The organism is Streptomyces axinellae (assembly GCF_039532135.1).
GTDB lineage: Bacteria > Actinomycetota > Actinomycetes > Streptomycetales > Streptomycetaceae > Streptomyces > Streptomyces axinellae.
This window is the reverse complement of the sequence record NZ_BAAARJ010000005.1, coordinates 104,899-121,708: the sequence shown is the minus strand read 5'-3', so window position 1 is coordinate 121,708 and position 16,810 is coordinate 104,899. Positions and strand designations below refer to the sequence as shown.

21 protein-coding genes and 2 pseudogenes are annotated in these 16,810 nt (G+C 72.2%); 12 read left to right on the top strand and 11 right to left on the bottom strand.

What is annotated here, in order from left to right; translation table 11 throughout:
- Positions 1-353: 353 nt before the first annotated feature.
- Entirely contained in the window at positions 354-710 is a 357-nt protein-coding gene (locus ABD339_RS09005; RefSeq protein ID WP_344564012.1) for an ArsC/Spx/MgsR family protein, read from the top strand.
- Between the two features lie 179 nt (positions 711-889).
- Here ABD339_RS09005 and ABD339_RS09000 read toward each other — a convergent pair whose 3' ends face one another.
- Complete coding sequence (locus tag ABD339_RS09000; RefSeq protein ID WP_344564011.1) at positions 890-1,132, bottom strand: hypothetical protein; 243 nt, start codon at positions 1,130-1,132, stop codon at positions 890-892.
- A 345-nt stretch (positions 1,133-1,477) separates the two neighbouring features.
- Positions 1,478-2,257 carry a class I SAM-dependent methyltransferase gene (locus ABD339_RS08995; RefSeq protein WP_344564010.1) on the bottom strand — a complete coding sequence of 260 codons (780 nt, stop codon included), beginning with the start codon at positions 2,255-2,257 and terminating at the stop codon, positions 1,478-1,480.
- Between the two features lie 2 nt (positions 2,258-2,259).
- On the opposite strand from ABD339_RS08995, the pseudogene ABD339_RS08990 reads away from it, so the two are divergent.
- Positions 2,260-2,463, top strand: a pseudogene (locus ABD339_RS08990) (response regulator transcription factor); the annotation flags it as partial.
- A 68-nt stretch (positions 2,464-2,531) separates the two neighbouring features.
- Here ABD339_RS08990 and ABD339_RS08985 read toward each other — a convergent pair.
- Positions 2,532-2,966: an ATP-binding protein gene (locus ABD339_RS08985; RefSeq protein ID WP_344564008.1), complete on the bottom strand. Its 435-nt coding sequence runs from the start codon at positions 2,964-2,966 to the stop codon at positions 2,532-2,534.
- Between the two features lie 112 nt (positions 2,967-3,078).
- On the opposite strand from ABD339_RS08985, the pseudogene ABD339_RS08980 reads away from it, so the two are divergent.
- Together ABD339_RS08980 and ABD339_RS08975 are read left to right on the top strand one after the other, a co-directional pair.
- A pseudogene (locus ABD339_RS08980) lies at positions 3,079-3,237 on the top strand (helix-turn-helix domain-containing protein); the annotation flags it as partial.
- Between the two features lie 104 nt (positions 3,238-3,341).
- Positions 3,342-3,569 (top strand): Scr1 family TA system antitoxin-like transcriptional regulator, encoded by a 228-nt coding sequence (locus tag ABD339_RS08975; RefSeq protein ID WP_344564006.1) that lies wholly within the window; start codon positions 3,342-3,344, stop codon positions 3,567-3,569.
- A gap of 16 nt (positions 3,570-3,585) precedes the next feature.
- Here the strand turns inward: ABD339_RS08975 and ABD339_RS08970 are convergent, their stop codons facing one another.
- Positions 3,586-3,960, bottom strand: a complete 375-nt coding sequence (locus tag ABD339_RS08970) for a MerR family transcriptional regulator (protein ID WP_344564004.1) — start codon at positions 3,958-3,960, stop codon at positions 3,586-3,588.
- 67 nt (positions 3,961-4,027) lie between these two features.
- Between ABD339_RS08970 and ABD339_RS08965 the strand changes: the two genes are divergently transcribed.
- The gene (locus ABD339_RS08965) at positions 4,028-4,363 is read left to right on the top strand and encodes an EthD domain-containing protein (RefSeq protein ID WP_344564002.1); all 336 of its coding nucleotides are present in this window, start codon (positions 4,028-4,030) and stop codon (positions 4,361-4,363) included.
- Positions 4,364-4,558: 195 nt separating this feature from the next.
- Here the strand turns inward: ABD339_RS08965 and ABD339_RS08960 are convergent, their stop codons facing one another.
- A complete protein-coding gene (locus ABD339_RS08960) occupies positions 4,559-4,741 on the bottom strand; it encodes a hypothetical protein (RefSeq protein WP_344564000.1) in 183 nt (60 codons plus the stop codon).
- On the opposite strand from ABD339_RS08960, the gene ABD339_RS08955 reads away from it, so the two are divergent.
- Complete coding sequence (locus tag ABD339_RS08955) at positions 4,740-4,895, top strand: hypothetical protein (RefSeq protein ID WP_344563998.1); 156 nt, start codon at positions 4,740-4,742, stop codon at positions 4,893-4,895. The genes ABD339_RS08960 and ABD339_RS08955 overlap by 2 nt on opposite strands.
- Before the next feature lie 295 nt (positions 4,896-5,190).
- Here the strand turns inward: ABD339_RS08955 and ABD339_RS08950 are convergent, their stop codons facing one another.
- Complete coding sequence (locus ABD339_RS08950) at positions 5,191-5,694, bottom strand: hypothetical protein (RefSeq protein WP_344563996.1); 504 nt, start codon at positions 5,692-5,694, stop codon at positions 5,191-5,193.
- 155 nt (positions 5,695-5,849) lie between these two features.
- Here ABD339_RS08950 and ABD339_RS08945 point away from each other — a divergent pair, with 155 nt between their 5' ends.
- The 3 genes from ABD339_RS08945 to ABD339_RS08935 all read left to right on the top strand — a co-directional run bounded on the left by ABD339_RS08945 (position 5,850) and on the right by ABD339_RS08935 (position 7,650).
- Positions 5,850-6,374, top strand: a complete 525-nt coding sequence (locus ABD339_RS08945) for an FG-GAP-like repeat-containing protein (protein ID WP_344563994.1) — start codon at positions 5,850-5,852, stop codon at positions 6,372-6,374.
- A 200-nt stretch (positions 6,375-6,574) separates the two neighbouring features.
- On the top strand, positions 6,575-7,171 hold the full coding sequence (locus ABD339_RS08940) for a DUF5994 family protein (RefSeq protein ID WP_344563992.1): 597 nt from the start codon (positions 6,575-6,577) through the stop codon (positions 7,169-7,171).
- A gap of 50 nt (positions 7,172-7,221) precedes the next feature.
- Positions 7,222-7,650, top strand: a complete 429-nt coding sequence (locus ABD339_RS08935) for a hypothetical protein (RefSeq protein WP_344563990.1) — start codon at positions 7,222-7,224, stop codon at positions 7,648-7,650.
- A gap of 261 nt (positions 7,651-7,911) precedes the next feature.
- On the opposite strand, the gene ABD339_RS08930 is transcribed toward ABD339_RS08935, so the two are convergent.
- A complete protein-coding gene (locus ABD339_RS08930; protein WP_344563988.1) occupies positions 7,912-8,670 on the bottom strand; it encodes a DUF4232 domain-containing protein in 759 nt (252 codons plus the stop codon).
- A gap of 274 nt (positions 8,671-8,944) precedes the next feature.
- Between ABD339_RS08930 and ABD339_RS08925 the strand changes: the two genes are divergently transcribed.
- Positions 8,945-9,250 carry a hypothetical protein gene (locus tag ABD339_RS08925; protein WP_344563986.1) on the top strand — a complete coding sequence of 102 codons (306 nt, stop codon included), beginning with the start codon at positions 8,945-8,947 and terminating at the stop codon, positions 9,248-9,250.
- Between the two features lie 136 nt (positions 9,251-9,386).
- On the opposite strand, the gene ABD339_RS08920 is transcribed toward ABD339_RS08925, so the two are convergent.
- The gene (locus ABD339_RS08920) at positions 9,387-9,557 is read right to left on the bottom strand and encodes a hypothetical protein (protein ID WP_344563984.1); all 171 of its coding nucleotides are present in this window, start codon (positions 9,555-9,557) and stop codon (positions 9,387-9,389) included.
- A 303-nt stretch (positions 9,558-9,860) separates the two neighbouring features.
- On the opposite strand from ABD339_RS08920, the gene ABD339_RS08915 reads away from it, so the two are divergent.
- Together ABD339_RS08915 and ABD339_RS08910 are read left to right on the top strand one after the other, a co-directional pair.
- The gene (locus ABD339_RS08915; protein ID WP_344563982.1) at positions 9,861-11,102 is read left to right on the top strand and encodes a sensor histidine kinase; all 1,242 of its coding nucleotides are present in this window, start codon (positions 9,861-9,863) and stop codon (positions 11,100-11,102) included.
- Positions 11,093-11,740, top strand: coding sequence for a response regulator transcription factor (locus ABD339_RS08910; RefSeq protein WP_344563980.1), 648 nt, complete (start codon positions 11,093-11,095; stop codon positions 11,738-11,740). The genes ABD339_RS08915 and ABD339_RS08910 overlap by 10 nt, the downstream gene beginning before the upstream one ends.
- Positions 11,741-11,884: 144 nt before the next feature.
- Here ABD339_RS08910 and ABD339_RS08905 read toward each other — a convergent pair whose 3' ends face one another.
- The 3 genes from ABD339_RS08905 to ABD339_RS08895 all read right to left on the bottom strand — a co-directional run bounded on the left by ABD339_RS08905 (position 11,885) and on the right by ABD339_RS08895 (position 16,581).
- Positions 11,885-12,745 (bottom strand): hypothetical protein, encoded by an 861-nt coding sequence (locus tag ABD339_RS08905; RefSeq protein WP_344563978.1) that lies wholly within the window; start codon positions 12,743-12,745, stop codon positions 11,885-11,887.
- 207 nt (positions 12,746-12,952) lie between these two features.
- Positions 12,953-15,706: an FtsX-like permease family protein gene (locus tag ABD339_RS08900; protein ID WP_344563976.1), complete on the bottom strand. Its 2,754-nt coding sequence runs from the start codon at positions 15,704-15,706 to the stop codon at positions 12,953-12,955.
- Entirely contained in the window at positions 15,706-16,581 is an 876-nt protein-coding gene (locus tag ABD339_RS08895) for an ABC transporter ATP-binding protein (RefSeq protein ID WP_425575945.1), read from the bottom strand. Before ABD339_RS08895 ends, ABD339_RS08900 begins: the two co-directional genes overlap by 1 nt.
- Positions 16,582-16,810: the final 229 nt, after the last annotated feature.

Here is a 16,810-nt window from a genome sequence, read left to right as displayed (position 1 = left end):
AGGGAAAGGGAAGGAAAAGGAGGGAACGGGGTGGATCGCGGGGGAAGCGTAAGTCACGCGGGGCGCCGCAGCGGGTGATCTCGCGGGGTGATGTCGCGGTGTGTCGGCGCCCTCAGCGCCCTCAGCGCCCTCAGCCGCGGAGGCGCCCTCAGCGCCCTCAGCGCCCTCAGCCGCGGAGGCGCCCTCGTCTGGGGGGCGATCCCTCCGGCCTCCGTTCGGGGCGCTCGGGGCGCTCGGGGCGTTCGGGGCGTTCGGGGCGTTCGGGCGGGGTCCGCCGTGACATATCGTCGCCCGATACGTGGATGCGGCCCAGGTCCACGGCCGGGCCGCATCGAGAGGGAAGGTCTGAACGCATGGAGATCTGGATCAATCCCGCCTGTTCCAAGTGCAGTTCCGCGCTGTCTTTGCTGGACGCCGAGGGGGCCCAGTACACGGTGCGGCGTTACCTGGAGCAGCCGCCGACCGCCGCCGAACTCGAACAGGTGCTGGAGCGGCTGGGGTTGGAGCCCTGGGACATCACCCGGCTCGGCGAACCGGCCGCGGTCGAGTGGGGGATGGAGACCTGGGAGCGCGACGCGGCGCACCGTGAGCGCTGGATCCAGGCGCTGGCCGCCCAGCCGGCACTCATCCAGCGCCCGATCATCACCGCGGACGACGGCACGGCGGTGATCGGCCGGTCCCCTGACGCCGTACGGTCGGCCCTGCGCTGACGTCGCCCCCGCCGGGGATTTCCCGGGCCGCGCACGAGGAACCGCATGAAGAGGCGGAGGGCCCGGACGGCCCCTCCGCCTCTTCATGTCGCATCGCGATTTCCGTTGAAGAATTACCGCGCCGACCTGACGCCTCGAATAACGCGTTCGCCGAAGCGGCGCATGGTGCGGCGGAGTCTTCAGAGTGCGGTGGTCAGGTAGGCGGTCACACCCAGGGGGATCATCCAGCCGTCACTCGATTCTTCACCCCCGCCGACGGGTTCTGTTGCCGCCCCGCGACCGCCACCCCGCTCCTCCTCCTTCTTCTTCTTGAGGAAGGTGAGGAACTGGGTCGTAGCGGCGACAAGGGCACCAAGGCCACCGAAGAACGTACCGAAGGATTCAAGAAGTTGGAGGAACATCGCGCTCGCCTTTCCGCGCACAGGCCGGGCGCACACTACGGATTTACCTGGTCAGGCCCATCCAACTGGTCAAGAATGGGTTCCTGGGGCTGAGAAGATGGAGGATCCGGCCTCTCCAGCAGCTTCTCGCCACTTACGGTTCACACCGCCCCGTACGGAGCATTGAGCAGTCCAGCCGCTCTGGTGAATTGACACGGATTCCTCCCCTCGCCTGATCTCCGTAGAAGATTTCCAACGCGTCTTACTTTAGCGGCGGCACAACCGCCAGGTACAGGCCCATTTTCTCCCGACGTCGCAATCCAGCCACGGGGAATTAGCGATTCCGCCCGATTTACTCAGGTGTCACGGAGCACTCACGGCTGTGCCTCACGGCTGTGCCGCTCGTCCCGCCGCACGCTCTTCTGCGCCGTGGTGCCGTGGCACCACCGCCGCCGTCTGCCGTTCCGCCTGCTGCCCGTCCGCCGGGCCGTGGGTGACGCGGATCTTGGACTGGCCGTGGGGCAGTTCCTCCCAGTCGGCCATGAAGCGGGCCGTCAGACCGTGCTGCGCGGCCAGCGCTGTGAGCGTCTCGGTGCGGTAGTAGAAGTCCTCCCGCAGCACTTGGTGTTCCTCGCCCTCCGTGCGGTCGAAGGTGAAGTCGAACCAGCCGCCCGGCGCCAGCGCCCGCCCCCCGTTGGCCAGGCACTCGTCGATGACCGGGAGCGGGGAGTGGGAGAAGACGCTGTGCGCGTGCACCACGTCGAAGTGGGCCTCGGGCAGAAAGCGCAGGGTCAGGTCGCGGACGGGAGTCAGGGTGGGGAGCCGTTCCTGAAGGCTCATCGTCACCATCGTGTCCTGCGCGGCGGCGAGGATGTCCGGCGAGATGTCGATGCCGTAGTAGTGGCCCGGCTCCAGATGCCGGATGAACCGCCAGCCCGCCCGGAGGTTGCCGCAGCCGATCTCCAGCATCCGGTGTCCGGGGCGCAGCCCGTGATCGACCAGGTAGTCGAACTGCATGGCTCCCAGCGCCAGCCACCGGTCGTGGCTGGCGCTGCCGACCGCCGCTTCCGGGTTGGCGCGGGTGTCGGACCGCATCACCGCGCGGTAGTAGGAGACGTGGTCCGGCCAGCGGTGGCGCAGCCACGCGTCCCGGGTGGCGCGGGCCACACAGCCCGCGCCCCGCCCTGTCCGAGCGGGAGCGCGACATCCTCCAGCAGCTGGCGGGCGGCCTGGGGAACCGGGAGATCGCCCGCGCCCTGTTCATCAGCGAGGCCACGGTCAAGACCCATCTGGGCAGGATCTACGGCAAGTTGGGCGTGGCGACGCGGGCGGGCGCGGTGGCGGTGGCGAAGGAGCGACGTCTGCTGCCCTGATGAGGACCCGCCCCCCTTTTTCTCGTCCACTGTTCTCGTCCACTGTTCTCGTTCCCTGTTCGGGTTACTCACGGCTCGGATTGCGAATAGCCGTGCGAAGAGCAGCCCGCGAATTCGGCCCACACCACCTTTCCGGGATTCCGCTCCCCAACCCCCCACTTGTCCGCCAGCGCCTCGACCAGCAGCAGCCCACGGCCGGATTCCGCGTCGCTGTCCGCCACGGTCATACGCGGCGCGCCGTCACCGCTGTCGTGCACCTCGACGCGGAGCACCCCGTCGTGCTCCAGCCACAGCATGGTGCGGAAGCCGCGCCCCGGCGGTACCCCGTGCGGCAGCGCGTTCGTCGCCAACTCGCCGACACACAGCAGTACGTCGGCGCAGCGCGCCGTCGCACCCCAGTCACCGAGCGCCGCGCCGACGAACGCCCGTACGCGAGGAACGGAACTCCGCTCCCGGCGGTAGAAGTGCTCCCGGAAATGAGGCAGCCGATTTTCCTGGTTCATAGGAGAACCGTCGTCCCCTCTGCTTACGCTCAACACCGGTTCCACTCGTACAGATTCGTTGTACGAGTTCAGCACTGGTCAACCTTGGGCCGGTTGGGGGAGAGACACCGTCATGCCGCCGAAGAAGCGCCCCAAGAACGCGTCGGCCGAGAGAATGGTGGGCCAGTTTCTCGCCAACTACCGCCGCGCGGCGCGCTATACGCAACAGCGCCTTGCCGAGGACGCGCAGGTGGATGTCGAGACCGTCGCCTCCATCGAACAGGGCCGCCGCACACTGAAGAGTGACCTCGCCGAACAGCTGGACGACATCCTTGAGACCAAGGGAGCCTTGTCCGTCGCTGTCGAGAACATGCCGGAGATGGACAAGTACCCCTTGTGGACAGAGGAGTTCATCGACCCGAGCAGGAAGCAGTGGCCATCAGTTCGTACGAAAACCAGGTCGTGCCGGGGCTGCTCCAAACGGAAGCGTACGCTCGCGCGGTTTTCGAGAACAAGCTTCCGCCGTTGGCCCCTTACGAGGCTGATGTGCAGGTGGCAGGCCGTCTTGAGCGCCAGGGCATTCTCCGGCGTACCGTCCCGCCTTCCTCGTACGCCGCGCGGTAATCCGAACGTCCCCCGGTCAACGGTCGTCGTCCGCCGACCGTGCCAGGTACGCGTGGTTGTCCTCGATGAGGTGGTCCAGCGCGGCCCGGGCGGCGGCGAGGCCGTCGATGGCCTCGGACAGCCGGGCCCGCTCGCGGCCCATGATGTCCAGTGCCTGCCGCGCCCTGTCCTCGGTCGGCTCGGACATGCAGGGCGCCATCTCGGCGATGGTGCCGCTGGAGATGCCCGCTGCCAAGAACGCCTGCACGAGGCGCACCCGCTGGACGTGCTCTTCCTCGTAGTGGCGCTGTCCGCTGGACGAACGGGAGCTGACGAGCAGGCCCTGCTCCTCGTAGTAGCGCAGCGACCGGCGGCTGGCTCCCGTCCGGGCGGACAGTTCACCGATCCGCATGCCGAACTCCTCACATACCGCTGGCTCACTTGCCCCTGACATTGATGTGAGCTTTTAGGTCAACTCCATGCTGAAGCTCATCTTCATGATCAACCGCGTCGAGGGAATGTCGTACGAGCGTTTCGTCGAGCACCACCGGGACCGGCACGCACCGCTGTTCACCTCCATCCCGGAGGCCGAGCGCTACGTGCGCAAGTACACCGTGTCCCACCCGGTCCCCGCCGCGAACTACCCGCCCCGGGCCTACGACGGCCTGACGGAAATCTGGTTCGAGGACTGGGAGGACCACGACGCCTTCTTCGCCTCCGAGAACTACCGGACGCTGGTCAACCCCGACGAGGCACGCTTCATCGACATGGACTCGGTGGCCGTGATGGTCACCGAGGAGAAGACGGTCCTCTGACGGTCCGACCGCCCCGGCAGCACCCCGCCCTTTTCCCGTCACCCCCTTAGGGGGTGACGGATTCACACCACCCTCCCGTGCCCTGCGGCGGCCCCGCGGGGGCGATTTTCCGCACCTGGCGTGAACTTTTCTCTCGGGCCGGACATCGAACCTCGGTGTCCGGCCCTTTTCCGGCCACCGTCTACCGGCCGCTGCCTACTCGGCCGCCCGCAGATCGGGAGCCCGCGCCATGAACGTCAGATTGCCGAAGGGATGCCGGGGAGTTGTCGCGCTCGTCACCGGCGGGGCACTGCTCGCCGGCCCCCCGCTGGCCGCCTGCGCCGTCACCTCCGGGACCGGCGCGTCCATGACCAGCGCCTCCATGGCCAGTACCCCCATGACCAGTACGTCCTTGCCCAGTACGTTCAAGGAGGCCGCACCCGAGGATCCCGCGCGTGCGGGCGAGTCCCTGGTGCTCGCGGCGACGCGCGGCGGCAGGGCCCTCATCGCCGTCCTACTGCCCGGGACCGGTGCCGAACGCGCCGCGAAATGACGTACGGGGATATGCGCGAAGCGCGGAAAGCATGGAAAGCGGGGGAATTCAGAAGGCAGGGGAACGGCACGGCAGGTGGGTGGTGGGCCGACCGCTGTCCCCGCGTCGGCCCACCACCCAGCTGCACACATCCCTCAGCCGCTCAGCTGTCCTGCCATTTCCTCCATTCGCTTCCGGCCCGTCCAGCGGGGCCGTACACACAGATGAGATGGCGGATACGGCGAAGAAGTTCACGGGCATCACGAAGAAATTCCGGCGCACCGGAAGCGATGGCTCCGCAGGCCGTGTACGGGCGTCACGGAGTGATATCGGCGCTGGCATCCCGCCTGCCGCTTCCGATGTAGTGGCCATGAAACTTGAGCAGGAGCCGGGCGACCGGGGACGCATACAACGGCGGGGAATCCGTACCTCGCCCGCCGTTTATGCCGTCCTCGGCGTCGCGGTGCTGCTGTGCACGACCACAGCCGCCCGGAACCAGGAAGTCCACCCCCCGATCCCGGACAGCGCGTGTGAGGCGACCGGCGCGCGGCAGAGCGCCGGGGCGACGTACGCGGACCCGGGGGCGCACGACTTCGACGGTGACGGGCACCGCGATCTGGCGCTGACCGTACCGTTCCAGAACGGGCCCGACGACGTCTACCAGACCGGCCGGATCGCCCTGCTGCCCGGCACCGCGCACGGGCCGGACCCCGAGCGCCGGAAGGTGTTCACACCCGAGGACTTCCAGCTCCCCGAGAACGACGGCATGGCCCCCACCCGACCCTCGCCGGTCGTCGCCGACCTGGACGGCGACGGGCACCCCGACCTCCTCGCGGGCGGCATGGCCCACGTGCAGTGGGGCGGCCCCGACGGCCCGGACCCCGCGCACGAGCCCGCCACCATCCGACTGCCGCACGCGGCCACGTCCGACCCCGCCAAGACCAGCGACGGCACCGGCAGCTACCGCGAACCCCGGTGGCGGGGGACTTCGACGGCGACGGCCGCCTCGACCTCGCCCTCGGCGACAGCGGCATCCCCTCCGACGAGGAAGCGGAACCGGAGGACCGGCCCGGCAAGGTCACCATCCGCTACGGGAAGGCACCCGGAGCGCCCGTCGTCATCGAGGGCGGCCCCCGCAAGGGCGGCTTCGGCGTCGAACTGGCCGCCGGGGACCTCGACGGCGACGGCTGCGACGACCTCGCCGTCGAGCGGGCGGGCGACCGCGACGGCGGCACCGACGGCACCGACGTCCTGCACGGCGGCTCCTCCCCCGGCCTCGGCTCCCGGCCCTGGCTCCCCGCACGCCCACACCGGGCAGGCCACCCGACAGCGGCGGACGACCTGTTCGGCGACGGCCGCGACGCGCTCCTCCTGGACTCCGGGGTCCGGAAGAAGAACGGCTGGGGCTGGTGGTTCACCGACCTGGCCGGCAAGGAACCGGCGCACTACGACAAGGACCAGCTCGGGCATACGGCGCAGACCTCGCGCGGCGGGCGATAGCGCGCGGCAGTACCCTGAAAGTGCGTCGAGGGAGGCTCCGGCTCGGCTTTCGGGCCGGTCAGAGGCCCTCTCGAAGGAGAAGGAACAGCAGCGCAGCATCGCGGTTGCGCAGCAGTACACAGCGTTTCACAGCGCGTCACGCGCACCGGGCGGAGTCGATTCGAGGAGTCGGGCACCGGCCCGGGGAACAGGTGGACGCCATGCCGGTGATCGCCGAACGCACGCCGCCGGACGCCTTGGGCGCGGGCCTCCCGCCCGTCCGGCTCTCCCTGAAACCGCAGGGTCCGCAGTCCGGGCTGCTCGACGGTGCGTGGTGGCCCCGGTCGCGGGACCTCGCGGCCGAGCTGCCCGCGCTGATCGCGGTGCTGGATCCGGTGTGGGGTCACATGACGCGGGTGACGGTGAACCCGGCGCGATGGGCAGGCGTTCCGGCCGAGGTGACCGTCGCGGGACGCGTGGTCAGCATCGGGCCCTTCACCGACGACCAGGACCCGGAAACCCTTCTGCTGCGTCAGTCCGGCGTGCGGCGCCGGGACCTGCTGGTGGTCCCGCCCCGGCTCGGCCAGGCTGCCGCCGCACGACTCATGGCCGCGGCCACCGATCCGCAGAACGTCCGCACGGCCACCGAACTCCTCGCGGAGGACCCCGGCCACGGCGAACCCGCCGCCGGGCAGGTGCCCGCCGAGTCCGTCAAGCCCGTCGAGTCCGTCAAGCCGGCCGAGTCCGCCGAACCCGTCGAGCCCACCGACATGTGGGAGGACGAAGGAGGCTTCGTACCCGGAGTCGGCCCGTCGTGACCAGCGGCAGCATGACCAGCAGCATGACCAGCGACAGGAGGTAGGTCCCCATGGAGACAGGTATCACCGTCGCCATCGTCGTGGTGGCGATCGCTGTCGGAGTGTTCCTCATCCACCGTCTCAACGAACAGCACGAGGACAGGATCGCGGTGCACCACTACGCACGGCGGCTACCGCTCCGGGGGCAGGGCCGCCACCTGTACCGGCAGCAGGAACGGGAACGGGAGAAGGAACGTGCTCGGCGCCGCCACGACCACGGCCCGTGGACCACGGAGCCGCGGACACACGAGCAGCCGCACCCCACCCCCCGCCCACAGCCCGGCGCCTTCGAACACGGGCCACCGCCCGAGGACCCCGAGTACGCGGAACAGCCCGAGCGCCGTGATCTGCCCGCCGAGGGAATCGGCCGCTTCCGGCACCGTCGGGGGAACCTCCAGCACGGGAATCGCCGGAATCGCGGGGGTCAGGGGACCGGCTGATACGTGACCGCCCCGGGGAGCGGCGGCATCGTCGGCATCAGGTGGGCGGCGTCGCCGGGCCGGGCCTCACCCGCACCCGGGAACCGCTGGGCCGTCGAGCGGACCTTTTTCCGGCGTCACCGGTTCAACCGGTGACTTCCCCGCACGACGGTCGGCCAGGAGCAGCACGACGGCGGCCAGGGGCAGCACGACGGCCGGCCAGGGCCAGGACGTCCTGGCGGCCGGGTCGCCGGGCGCGCGCCCGGGGCGGCGGCCCTGCCGCTACATGGCCTGTTCGGGGGTGGTGTTCCAGTAGGAGACCTTGGAGTTCTCGCTGCTGAGGGCGAGGCCCTCGCCGGGGGCTGTGAGGTAGGTGGGGCTGCCGGTGCCGCGCCCGTTGCGGTCGGCCAGCTCGATGGTGAGCTGCTTCTCGCGGTGCATGTTCTCGCCCGTACCCGTCTCCAGGGTGAGGGCGGCGTAGGCGGACTTGCCCGGCTGGACGGAGACCACGGCCTGGGGCTTGTTGCCGCCGACCGCGATCGGGGCCTGCGCGTCGGGGTAGCCCAGGACCGGGTAGCCGTACAGGTCGCAGCGGGTGCTGCCCTGGTTGGTGGCCTTGAGGAGGATGACCGGAGCGGTGCCGCCGGTCTGCTGGAGCCGGACCTTGGTCGTGCCCAGGTCGCACGTCTTCTCCTTGGTGCCCGAACCCGCCGCCCCGGACTGGGCGTTCGAGCCGCCGCTGCCGCCGGTCCCCCCGCTGCCCCGGCCGCCGCCGTTGCCGCTCCGTTCGCCGTCCCCCGAGGAGGACGAGTCTGCCGAACCGGTCGAACCCGTCGAACCGGAATCGTTCGCGTCCGGGCCGGAGTTCTGCGCTCCGTTGCCCTTCGAGGCCGCGACGGACGACGAGGAACCGGATGCCTTGTCCTTGCCGCCGTCGTCCTGGCAGGCGGTCAGCGAGAAGACCGAAGCGGCGGCGACGGCGACGAGGCCGACGGATCGGACGATCCGGCGAGTGCGGTGGGTGGGGCTTGCGGTCTTCATGGGATCCCCCTGCGGTATCGGATTCGGTGGTCCCCATCCTTGGCCGCGGCACCCCGGCCCCGGCTCAGCCGTTCAGCCGAACCGGCCCGCCCGTGGACGCCCCCGGGTCGGCCGAAAGTTCGATACGGGGTGCGGTGAGGCGTCCGTAGCGTGAACACGCCAGGTCACCGGGTTCCCGCACCGCAGGGACCGCTCTCCGGAGGCCGGGTGCGAACAGTCATGAACAAACCCGCGTGAACGAAATCGCGTGAAAACACCCATAGTTGGAGGACTTATGAAGTCTTGGCGTACTCGCATCGCTGTCGGTCTCGCCGCGGGCGCCGCGGCGGTCGCCGTCCCGCTGACCGCCACCAGCGCTTCCGCCGACACCGCGGCCACCGACTCCCTCTCCCCCTTCAGCATGGGCGCCTCCGCGTCCGGCTGGGAGATCGCCGGCGGGGAGAGCTACCCCCAGGGCGAGGCGTACTGCGAAGCCCAGGCCAAGGAGGACTACGCCTCGCAGGGGTACACGGACGCGGACTGCGTCCCCAACCCCGAGATCCGTCCCGACTTCTACACCATCTGGATCTACCACCCCTGATCACAGCCGGTTCGGCAGGTGCGCGGGGCGCCCAGCGGGGCGCCCCGCGCGTCGGCCTGTTCCCGTCCGCACCCACGCATGTTCTCGTGCGCGCCCCCGCATGTTCCGTTCGCGCCGCCCACGCACGGGAGTGCGCTCACACATGGGAGCGCCTGTCCCGCAGCGCGTACAGGCCACCCGCGCACGCGAGGGACACCACGCCGCTGGCCACGCTCAGGAGGGCCTGCTGGGCGCCGTCGAACAGGAGGCTGGTGGACACGTTGAAGGCGACAGCGGCGACGAGTACGGCCCAGAGCAGCGGCTTCATGGAATTTCCTTTCAGAGGTACCGACGTATCAGAGGTACTGACGTCATGAGGGGAGCGGGGCGGCGGGTCCGGCTTCCACCGGACCGGGCTCTCACCGGACCGGGCTTCCACCGGACCGGGCTTCCACCGGACCGGGCTTCCACCGGACCGGGCTTCCACCGGACCGGGCTTCCACCGGGGCCCGCCGTCACTGGGATCAACCCTCACATCCCGCCCCGGCCCGCACGAGGGAGTGCCCTCCCGGACCCGGGGTGTAGCCAACTACACCCCCCGGGCGCCCGCGCGGTCGCATAGCCTCGTCCCATGTGGAAGGGCCGGGAGGACAGGGACAGCGCGGGGCGGGCCGCCGAGCAGTTGGGGACGGCCGCCGGGCTCGCGATCCTCACCCTCCTCTTCGTCCCGCTGCTGATGTTCACCGCCGTCGCGGCGGCCACCGTGGTCGGCGCGGGCGTGGTGCCGGAGACGGCCCAACTGCTGCGCCGGACCGCCGGGTTCAAACGGCGGCGGGCGGGCGCCTGGAGCGGTACGGAGATCCCCGAGGCGTACCCCGCACTCACCGGCACCCTCGCCGAACGGGTCCGCACCGCGACCCGCGACCCGGGCACCCACCGGGACCTGCGCTGGCTGGTGGCCCACTACGTGTACGGGCTGGCCCCGGCGCTGGCCGCCCTGCCGCTGAGCGTGCTCACACTGTGCGCGGACGCGGTGTGGTGCGGGCTGCTGCGGCGGCCGTCCCTGACGGCGCGGCTCCTGGTGCTGCTCGCCGACGCCGACGCCCGCTGGTCGCGGGCGCTGCTGGAGCCCACGCCCGAGGCGCGGGAGCGCGCGCGGCTGGCCGAGCGGGTCGCGGAACTGACCGTCACCCGGGAGGGCGCCCTCACCGCGCACGGCGCCGAACTGCGCCGTATCGAGCGCGACTTGCACGACGGTACGCAGGCGCATCTGGTGGCGCTCTCGATGCGGGTCGGGCTGGCGCGGCGCGCGTACGAGAAGGACCCGGAGGCAGCGCACAAGCTCTTGGACGACGCGCAGGACCAGGCCGAGGCAGCGCTGAGCGAACTGCGGCACGTCGTACGCGGCATCCACCCGCCGATCCTCACCGACCGGGGCCTCGTCGGCGCGGTGCGCGCGCTCGCGGCGGGCAGCGGGCTGGAGGTCGCGGTGCGTGCCGACGGGGTGGAGGGCGAGGGGGTGGCGCGCGCGCCCGCCGCCGTCGAGACCGCCGCGTACTTCGTCGTCGCGGAGGCGCTGACCAACGCCGCGAAGCACAGCGGCTCGTCCCGGGCCCGGGTGGACCTCACGCGCGACGCCCGCACGCTGACCGTCTCCGTACGCGACGAGGGCCGCGGCGGCGCGGAGGCCGCTGCCGCGACCGGTTCACCCGGCGCCCGGCCCGGTACCGGACCCGGCAGCGGGGGCGGTAGCGGGGGTGGCAGCGGGCTGCTGGGGGTGCGGCGGCGGGTCGCGGCGCTCGACGGGACCGTGAAAGTGATCAGCCCCGCCGGAGGGCCGACCGTGATCGAAGTGGAGCTGCCGTGCGCGTAGTGGTCGCCGAGGACAACGCGTTGCTGAGAGAGGGCATGGTGCTGCTGCTCAGCTCCGCCGGGCACGAGGTGGTGGCCGTCGCCGCCAGCGGGCCCGAGGTGCTGCCCGCACTGCTCGAACACCGGCCGGACGCGGCCGTGCTCGACGTACGGATGCCGCCCGGCTTCCGCGACGAGGGCCTGCGCGCGGCGCTCGCGGCGCGCAAGGAGATCCCGGACATGCCGGTGCTCGTGCTCTCGCAGTACGTCGAGGAGACCTACGCCGAGGAACTGCTGGGGCGCGGCGCGAGCGGCGTCGGCTATCTGCTCAAGGACCGGGTGGGCCGGGTCGATGAGTTCCTCGACGCCCTGGAACGGGTCGCCGCCGGGGGCACCGCGCTCGACCCCGAGGTGGTCACCGAACTGCTGACCCGGCGCCGCGGCGACCCGCTGGAATCCCTCACCCCGCGCGAGCGCGAGGTGCTCCAGCTGATGGCGGAGGGCCGCGACAACACGACGATCGCCGAGACCCTGGTGGTCTCCGAGCGCGCGGTCAGCAAACACATCGGCAACGTCTTCGCCAAACTCGGCCTCCCCCCGACCGACTCCGGCCACCGCCGCGTCCTCGCGGTGCTCGCGTACTTGAAGTCGGCCGCGTAGGCGGCCCGTGGCCGCACGGAGCACGCAGGCCCGCACAGGCCGCGTAGGCGGCCCGTGGCCGCACGGAGCGCGCAGGCCCGCACAGACCACGGACCACGCAGGCCGCACGGAGCGCGCCGAGCCGACCAGAAACGCGTTCCGAACCTACCTACCACGTTTTCCGCGACTTTTCGGCCTGGGCACCGCTCCGCGTGGAACGGTGGCGGAGTTCTGACAGCTCCGGTAATTCTTCGGCTGTTCTGACGGTGCCGGTGACAGGCCCACCGTGGCGCGCGCCCCGTTCCCCGGCTGCCAGGGCCGGGCCGCCTGCGACACCGTCCGCAGAACGGGCGACGAGTGGGTATTGCCGGTTTCCGCGGATTCACCTCGCGAGAGATCGTCATAGCGTTCCGCGAAATGGAGGTGGTAGTTCTTGCCGGTGGTGCCCGTCACCCACGCACCGCTGACGTACTGATCCTCCGCCCAGTCCTTGGCGAGTTCTTCGATATCGGACCACGTACGCTGCTCCCCGGCAGGGATCGCGCTCCGCCATTTCTCGAAGTCACCGAAAGCTACCGGTTCAATTCCCCGATATCGCAGGCGGTCGCCGGAGTCCCGGGTGGCCTGCAGGTGGATCACGTACGATGCGGCATGAGCGTTGATTTCCTCATCCGTCGACACCTGGATGTATTCGTCACGAGTCATTGTCCGCCAGTCGGCGCATGCCCCCGAGACGCTCGCCTGCAGATGGGATATTTCATGCCCGACAGCTACTGCCGTCGCACGCGCGTCCTTCTGATCCCTGTCGACCCAGATCTTGTCCTCGTAGCAGAGATTTTTCCCTGACGGCGCCCAGCGAATCTCGATGTCCTCGTCGCTGTCACGCGACAGATTGATATCGTCCAGAATTTCCAGCGCCCGCGGTGAAGAATGTAAGTAACGGAACACCTCGTCCCGGACCTCGCCGGGTACAGAATCACCGAACGCTTGTCGCGAGGCGTCTTGGCTGCTGCTGTCGTCGGGCATGGCTGTCGAGTGTCCCCTCGCTCGGAAAACGGAAACACCACATCCTGCCGACATCGCCGGCCACAGGACGAGGTCCCTGTCGGGCAGTCTGCCGACAGACACCAACGCCGTCGCGACATACCGGGTCCACTCGGCCCGGCCCCGCGGCTCGGCCGGTCACCCTCGCATCGATGATCACTCAGCGGGCGGGCGTATCCGCCCGGCTGATCAGCCCTCCGAAAGACGCGCCCCGGGCGACGCGGGACGGCTGCCGCGCAACGTACTCCGCAGGGGCGGAATGCTGCCGCCGAAGGTGGTCAGCAAGACCACGGCGACGATCGACGCGGCCTGGAGCGGCGGCAGATACGGCACCGTACGGGCCATCGCCACGCTGAAGGCGAGGAGGGGGACGGTGGCGACGGCCGCGCCGACCAGCAGGCCCGTCGCCGCTGTGACGGCCGCCTCCAGACGCAGCATGCGGCGCAGCTGGGCGCGGGCCGCACCGGCCAGGCGCAGCAGCCGCAGTTCGGGGCGGCGGCCCACCGAGATGAGGGTGAGGGTGCTCAGGATCGCGATCACCGTGTAGCCGCCGATGGCGGCGACCGCCGCGAGGGTGAGCGTTTCGCCCAGCGCCTGGTCCTCGGCCTCGACCCGCACCGGCGCAGGATCCCGCGTCACGCGGGCGCCCGGCACCGCCGTGCGCAGCGCGCCGGCGACGGCGGCGCGGTCCGCACCGGGCACGGTGGCGACCAGGGCCCGTTCCGGGCCGGGCGCCGAGGTGTGGCGCAGCAGTTGGTCCCGGTGGAAGAGGAAGTCGCCCAGGGCGAGGCCGCGTTCGTAGGTGGCGGCGACCCGCAGCCGGGCCCGCTGCCCGTCGTCGAAGCGGAGCGTCACCGTGGAGCCGGGCCGCAGATCCAGGGAGCGGGCCCGTTCCGTGCTGACGGCGAGCGTGCCGGGCCGCAGCCGCGCCAGGCTCCCCCGGGCCACCCGCGGGTCGAGGGTATGTGTCAGCCCCCCGGGGGTGACGCCGAGGACCGGCAGCCGCTCCAGCTGGGGGGAGCCGGCCTCGCGCCGGGCCAGTACGGCCGTGCCGGGTACGACGGTGGCGGCGGCGCGCACGCCGGGCACCTTCCGGATGCGCCGGTCGGCGCCGTCGGGCAGTCCGCCGTCCGCGCGCACCGCGAGGTCGGCGCGCAGCGCCTGTCCCGCCTGGTCGCCGCCCGCGTGCGTGAGCGTCGCACCGCCGCCCAACTGCACGCCGATGAACGCGGTGACCAGCACGATCGGGGTGATCGCCGCGCCCAGCCGGGGCGCGGCGGCCGTGCCGTTGGCGGCGGCGAGCCGGCCGGCGGCGCCCAGGCGGCGCAGCGGAACGCCGAGCAGCCGCATGGCCCCCTGGGCGATCCACGGCCCCAGCAGGGCGCAGGCGATCACCATCGTGACCGCCGCCGCTCCGGCCGCGGCGGCTGCTGCCTGGCCGTGCTGCGTGGTGGCCGTCCCCGCCGAACTGGCGCCCAGCATCAGCAGCACCAGCCCCGTGGTGCGGCGGGCCTTGCCGGGTGCGGTCTCGCGCAGCGCCTCCATGGGGCGGACCCGCCCGGCACGGGCGCAGGCGAAGAACACGGCCACGCGGGCGATGCCCACGGTGAGCGCCGCCGTGCCCAGCGGGATGAGCGCCAGCCATGCGGGGAAGGGCAGTTCGAGCCCGGCGGGCAGCGCGCCGCGTGCCGACAGCAGCGCGCGCAGCCCCGCGTACAGCGGCAGCGAGGCCACGGCGCCGGCCAGCGCGGCGCCCGCCGCGACGCGCCCCACCTCCCGGCCGACGGCGGCCCGCACCTGCCGGGGCGTGGCTCCGACGGCGCGCAGCAGGCCCAGTTCGTGCGCGCGCTGGCCCAGCGCCTGCGCGAGCGTCGCGGAGACGACGAGCAGCGCGACGAGCACGACCGTCCCCGCCACCGACCCGAGCAGGCCGAGCGTGTGGGCGCGGGCCGGGGCGACGGCAAGGAACTCCGCGTCCCCACGCGCGTCCCCGGCCAGGACGCGCAGCGGCGCCCGATCCCCGTCCGCACGCCGCCCCACGCTGTCGAGGCCCGCCCTCTCCAGGGCGCGGGCCACGCGCGGGGCCAGCACGCCGGCCGCCGTGCCGGGCTCGGCGACGACACCGAGCGCGGCCGGCTCCCCGGGGTGCCCGGCCAGGCGCCGGGCCTCGGCGGCGGTGAAGTAGGCCGCGCCCCGGGGCCCTTCGGCCACCCCGACGACGGTGTACACCGCGTCCTCGCCGCGCACCCGCAGTCCGACCCGGGCGCCGACGCCGCCCCGCCGCCCGGCTTCGGCCCCGCCCGTCTTGAGCGCGGCGAGCGCCGGGCCGCTGAGGACGACCTCGCCGGGCCGCTCCGGCGCCCGGCCCGCCCGGATGCCGTAGGGCGCGAGCCGGGCCGAGTCCCAGGGATGCCCGCCGACGGCGACGGACCGGCCGCCGGAGCCGGGGGCGGGGGCGGGGGCGGGGCCCTCCCCGAAGCCGACTCCGGCACTGACGCCGACGGGGAAGTCCGTGTCGGGCACGACGGAGCGCACCCCGGGCACCCGCCGCACCGTCTCCAGCGCCTTGCCGGGGACCCGGACCCGCGAGGTGAGCCCGGCACGCGCGGTATCGGCGTCACTGCCCCAGGGGGTGACGGTGTAGCGGGTGCTCTGGTCTCCGGAGACGACCAGATCGGCCCCCGCGTACCGCTCGACGCGGGCGTGGCCCAGCCCCGTGGCGGAGAGGGTGAGCGCGAAGGCCCCCAGCAGCACCGAGGTGAGCGCGAGCGCCGCGAACACGGCCGCCCACGCCTTGCGGTGCGTACGGGCCCCCCGTGCGGCAAGCAACTTCGCGGCCCGCACGGGTGCCGGACGCCCGGGGGCGGGGGCCTCATGGACCTCGTGGACCTCATGGGCCTCGCGGGCCTCGCGGGCCTCGCGGGCCTCGTCGCGTGCGCTCATCACCCGCGCTCCCCGTCCCGCGCGCTCATGTCCACCAGCGCGGCGCGCACTTCGTCGGGCCCCGGCCGCGCCAGTCGGCCGACGGTGCGGCCGTGCATGAGGAAGAGCACCTCATCGGCCCAGGCGGCGGCCTCGGGGTCGTGGGTGACCATGACGACGGTGTGGCCCTGGCCGTCCACGGCCTCCCGCAGCAGCGCGAGCACCTCCCGCGCGGTGACGTAGTCGAGCGCCCCGGTGGGCTCGTCGGCGAAGACGATCTCGGGACGGGTGACCAGCGCGCGGGCGATCGCCACGCGCTGGCGCTGGCCGCCGGACAGTTCGGCGGGCGCGTCCTCGGCCCTGCCCGCGAGTCCGACGGCCGCGAGCCCGCGCGACGCGCGGCCGTCCGGCGGCGTGCCGCCCAGCAGCAGGGGCAGCGCCACGTTCTCCGCGACGCTCAGCGACGGCACCAGGTTGTGCGCCTGGAAGACGAACCCGACGCGCTCGCGGCGCAGTCGGGTCAGCGCGGGCTCCTTGAGGGTGGCCAGGTCCGTGCCGCCGATGCGGACCGTGCCGCGGGTGGGCCGGTCGAGCCCGGCCGCGCACTGCAGCAGTGTGGACTTCCCGCAGCCGGAGGGGCCCATCACCGCGAGGAACCGCCCCCGGGGCACCGTCAGGTCGAGCGGGTGCAGTGCCACGCTCCCGCGCCGGTACTCCCGCCCGACCCCCTCCAGCACCAAGGCGTCGGCTGCGTCGGCTGCGTCGGCTGCGTCCACCCGGCCCTGCACCTGTCCCGGCCGCTTCCCCGGTCCCGGCTCCGGCCCACGCCCCGGCTTCGGTCCCCGTCCCGCCCGTTCAGCGGTAGCCGTACCGGCCCCGCGCCGCTCGCCGAACATCTCCACGCCCTCTCCCTGGTCGATCACCTCTCGGTGCCACGGAGAACGCTAGGAACGGGGGGCGCGGGAGGGGAGAGAGCACGGTCCCGGGATCGCGGTGTAGTCAGCTACACCACGCGGGGGCGCCGCCCTCCGGCCCCCGACATGCGAACGGGTATCCCCACCGGCATGCGAACGGGCGTGAGACCGCGCCCGGGGCCGGGCCCCAGGCGGTCTCACGCCCGCTCAG

Bases quoted from the DNA above. Each gene is read 5' to 3' on its own strand.
- ABD339_RS08965 (WP_344564002.1), top strand. From the start codon at position 4,028: ATGCTGAAGCTCATCTTCATGATCAACCGCGTCGAGGGAATGTCGTAC.
- ABD339_RS08970 (WP_344564004.1), bottom strand. From the start codon at position 3,960: ATGCGGATCGGTGAACTGTCCGCCCGGACGGGAGCCAGCCGCCGGTCG.
- ABD339_RS08960 (WP_344564000.1), bottom strand. From the start codon at position 4,741: ATGGGGGTACTGGCCATGGAGGCGCTGGTCATGGACGCGCCGGTCCCG.
- ABD339_RS08900 (WP_344563976.1), bottom strand. From the start codon at position 15,706: ATGAGCGCACGCGACGAGGCCCGCGAGGCCCGCGAGGCCCGCGAGGCC.
- ABD339_RS09005 (WP_344564012.1), top strand. From the start codon at position 354: ATGGAGATCTGGATCAATCCCGCCTGTTCCAAGTGCAGTTCCGCGCTG.
- ABD339_RS08935 (WP_344563990.1), top strand. From the start codon at position 7,222: ATGGAGACAGGTATCACCGTCGCCATCGTCGTGGTGGCGATCGCTGTC.
- ABD339_RS08930 (WP_344563988.1), bottom strand. From the start codon at position 8,670: ATGAAGACCGCAAGCCCCACCCACCGCACTCGCCGGATCGTCCGATCC.
- ABD339_RS08985 (WP_344564008.1), bottom strand. From the start codon at position 2,966: ATGAACCAGGAAAATCGGCTGCCTCATTTCCGGGAGCACTTCTACCGC.
- ABD339_RS08925 (WP_344563986.1), top strand. From the start codon at position 8,945: ATGAAGTCTTGGCGTACTCGCATCGCTGTCGGTCTCGCCGCGGGCGCC.
- ABD339_RS08905 (WP_344563978.1), bottom strand. From the start codon at position 12,745: ATGCCCGACGACAGCAGCAGCCAAGACGCCTCGCGACAAGCGTTCGGT.
- ABD339_RS08920 (WP_344563984.1), bottom strand. From the start codon at position 9,557: ATGAAGCCGCTGCTCTGGGCCGTACTCGTCGCCGCTGTCGCCTTCAAC.
- ABD339_RS08895 (WP_425575945.1), bottom strand. From the start codon at position 16,581: ATGTTCGGCGAGCGGCGCGGGGCCGGTACGGCTACCGCTGAACGGGCG.
- ABD339_RS08940 (WP_344563992.1), top strand. From the start codon at position 6,575: ATGCCGGTGATCGCCGAACGCACGCCGCCGGACGCCTTGGGCGCGGGC.
- ABD339_RS08955 (WP_344563998.1), top strand. From the start codon at position 4,740: ATGACCAGTACGTCCTTGCCCAGTACGTTCAAGGAGGCCGCACCCGAG.
- ABD339_RS08915 (WP_344563982.1), top strand. From the start codon at position 9,861: ATGTGGAAGGGCCGGGAGGACAGGGACAGCGCGGGGCGGGCCGCCGAG.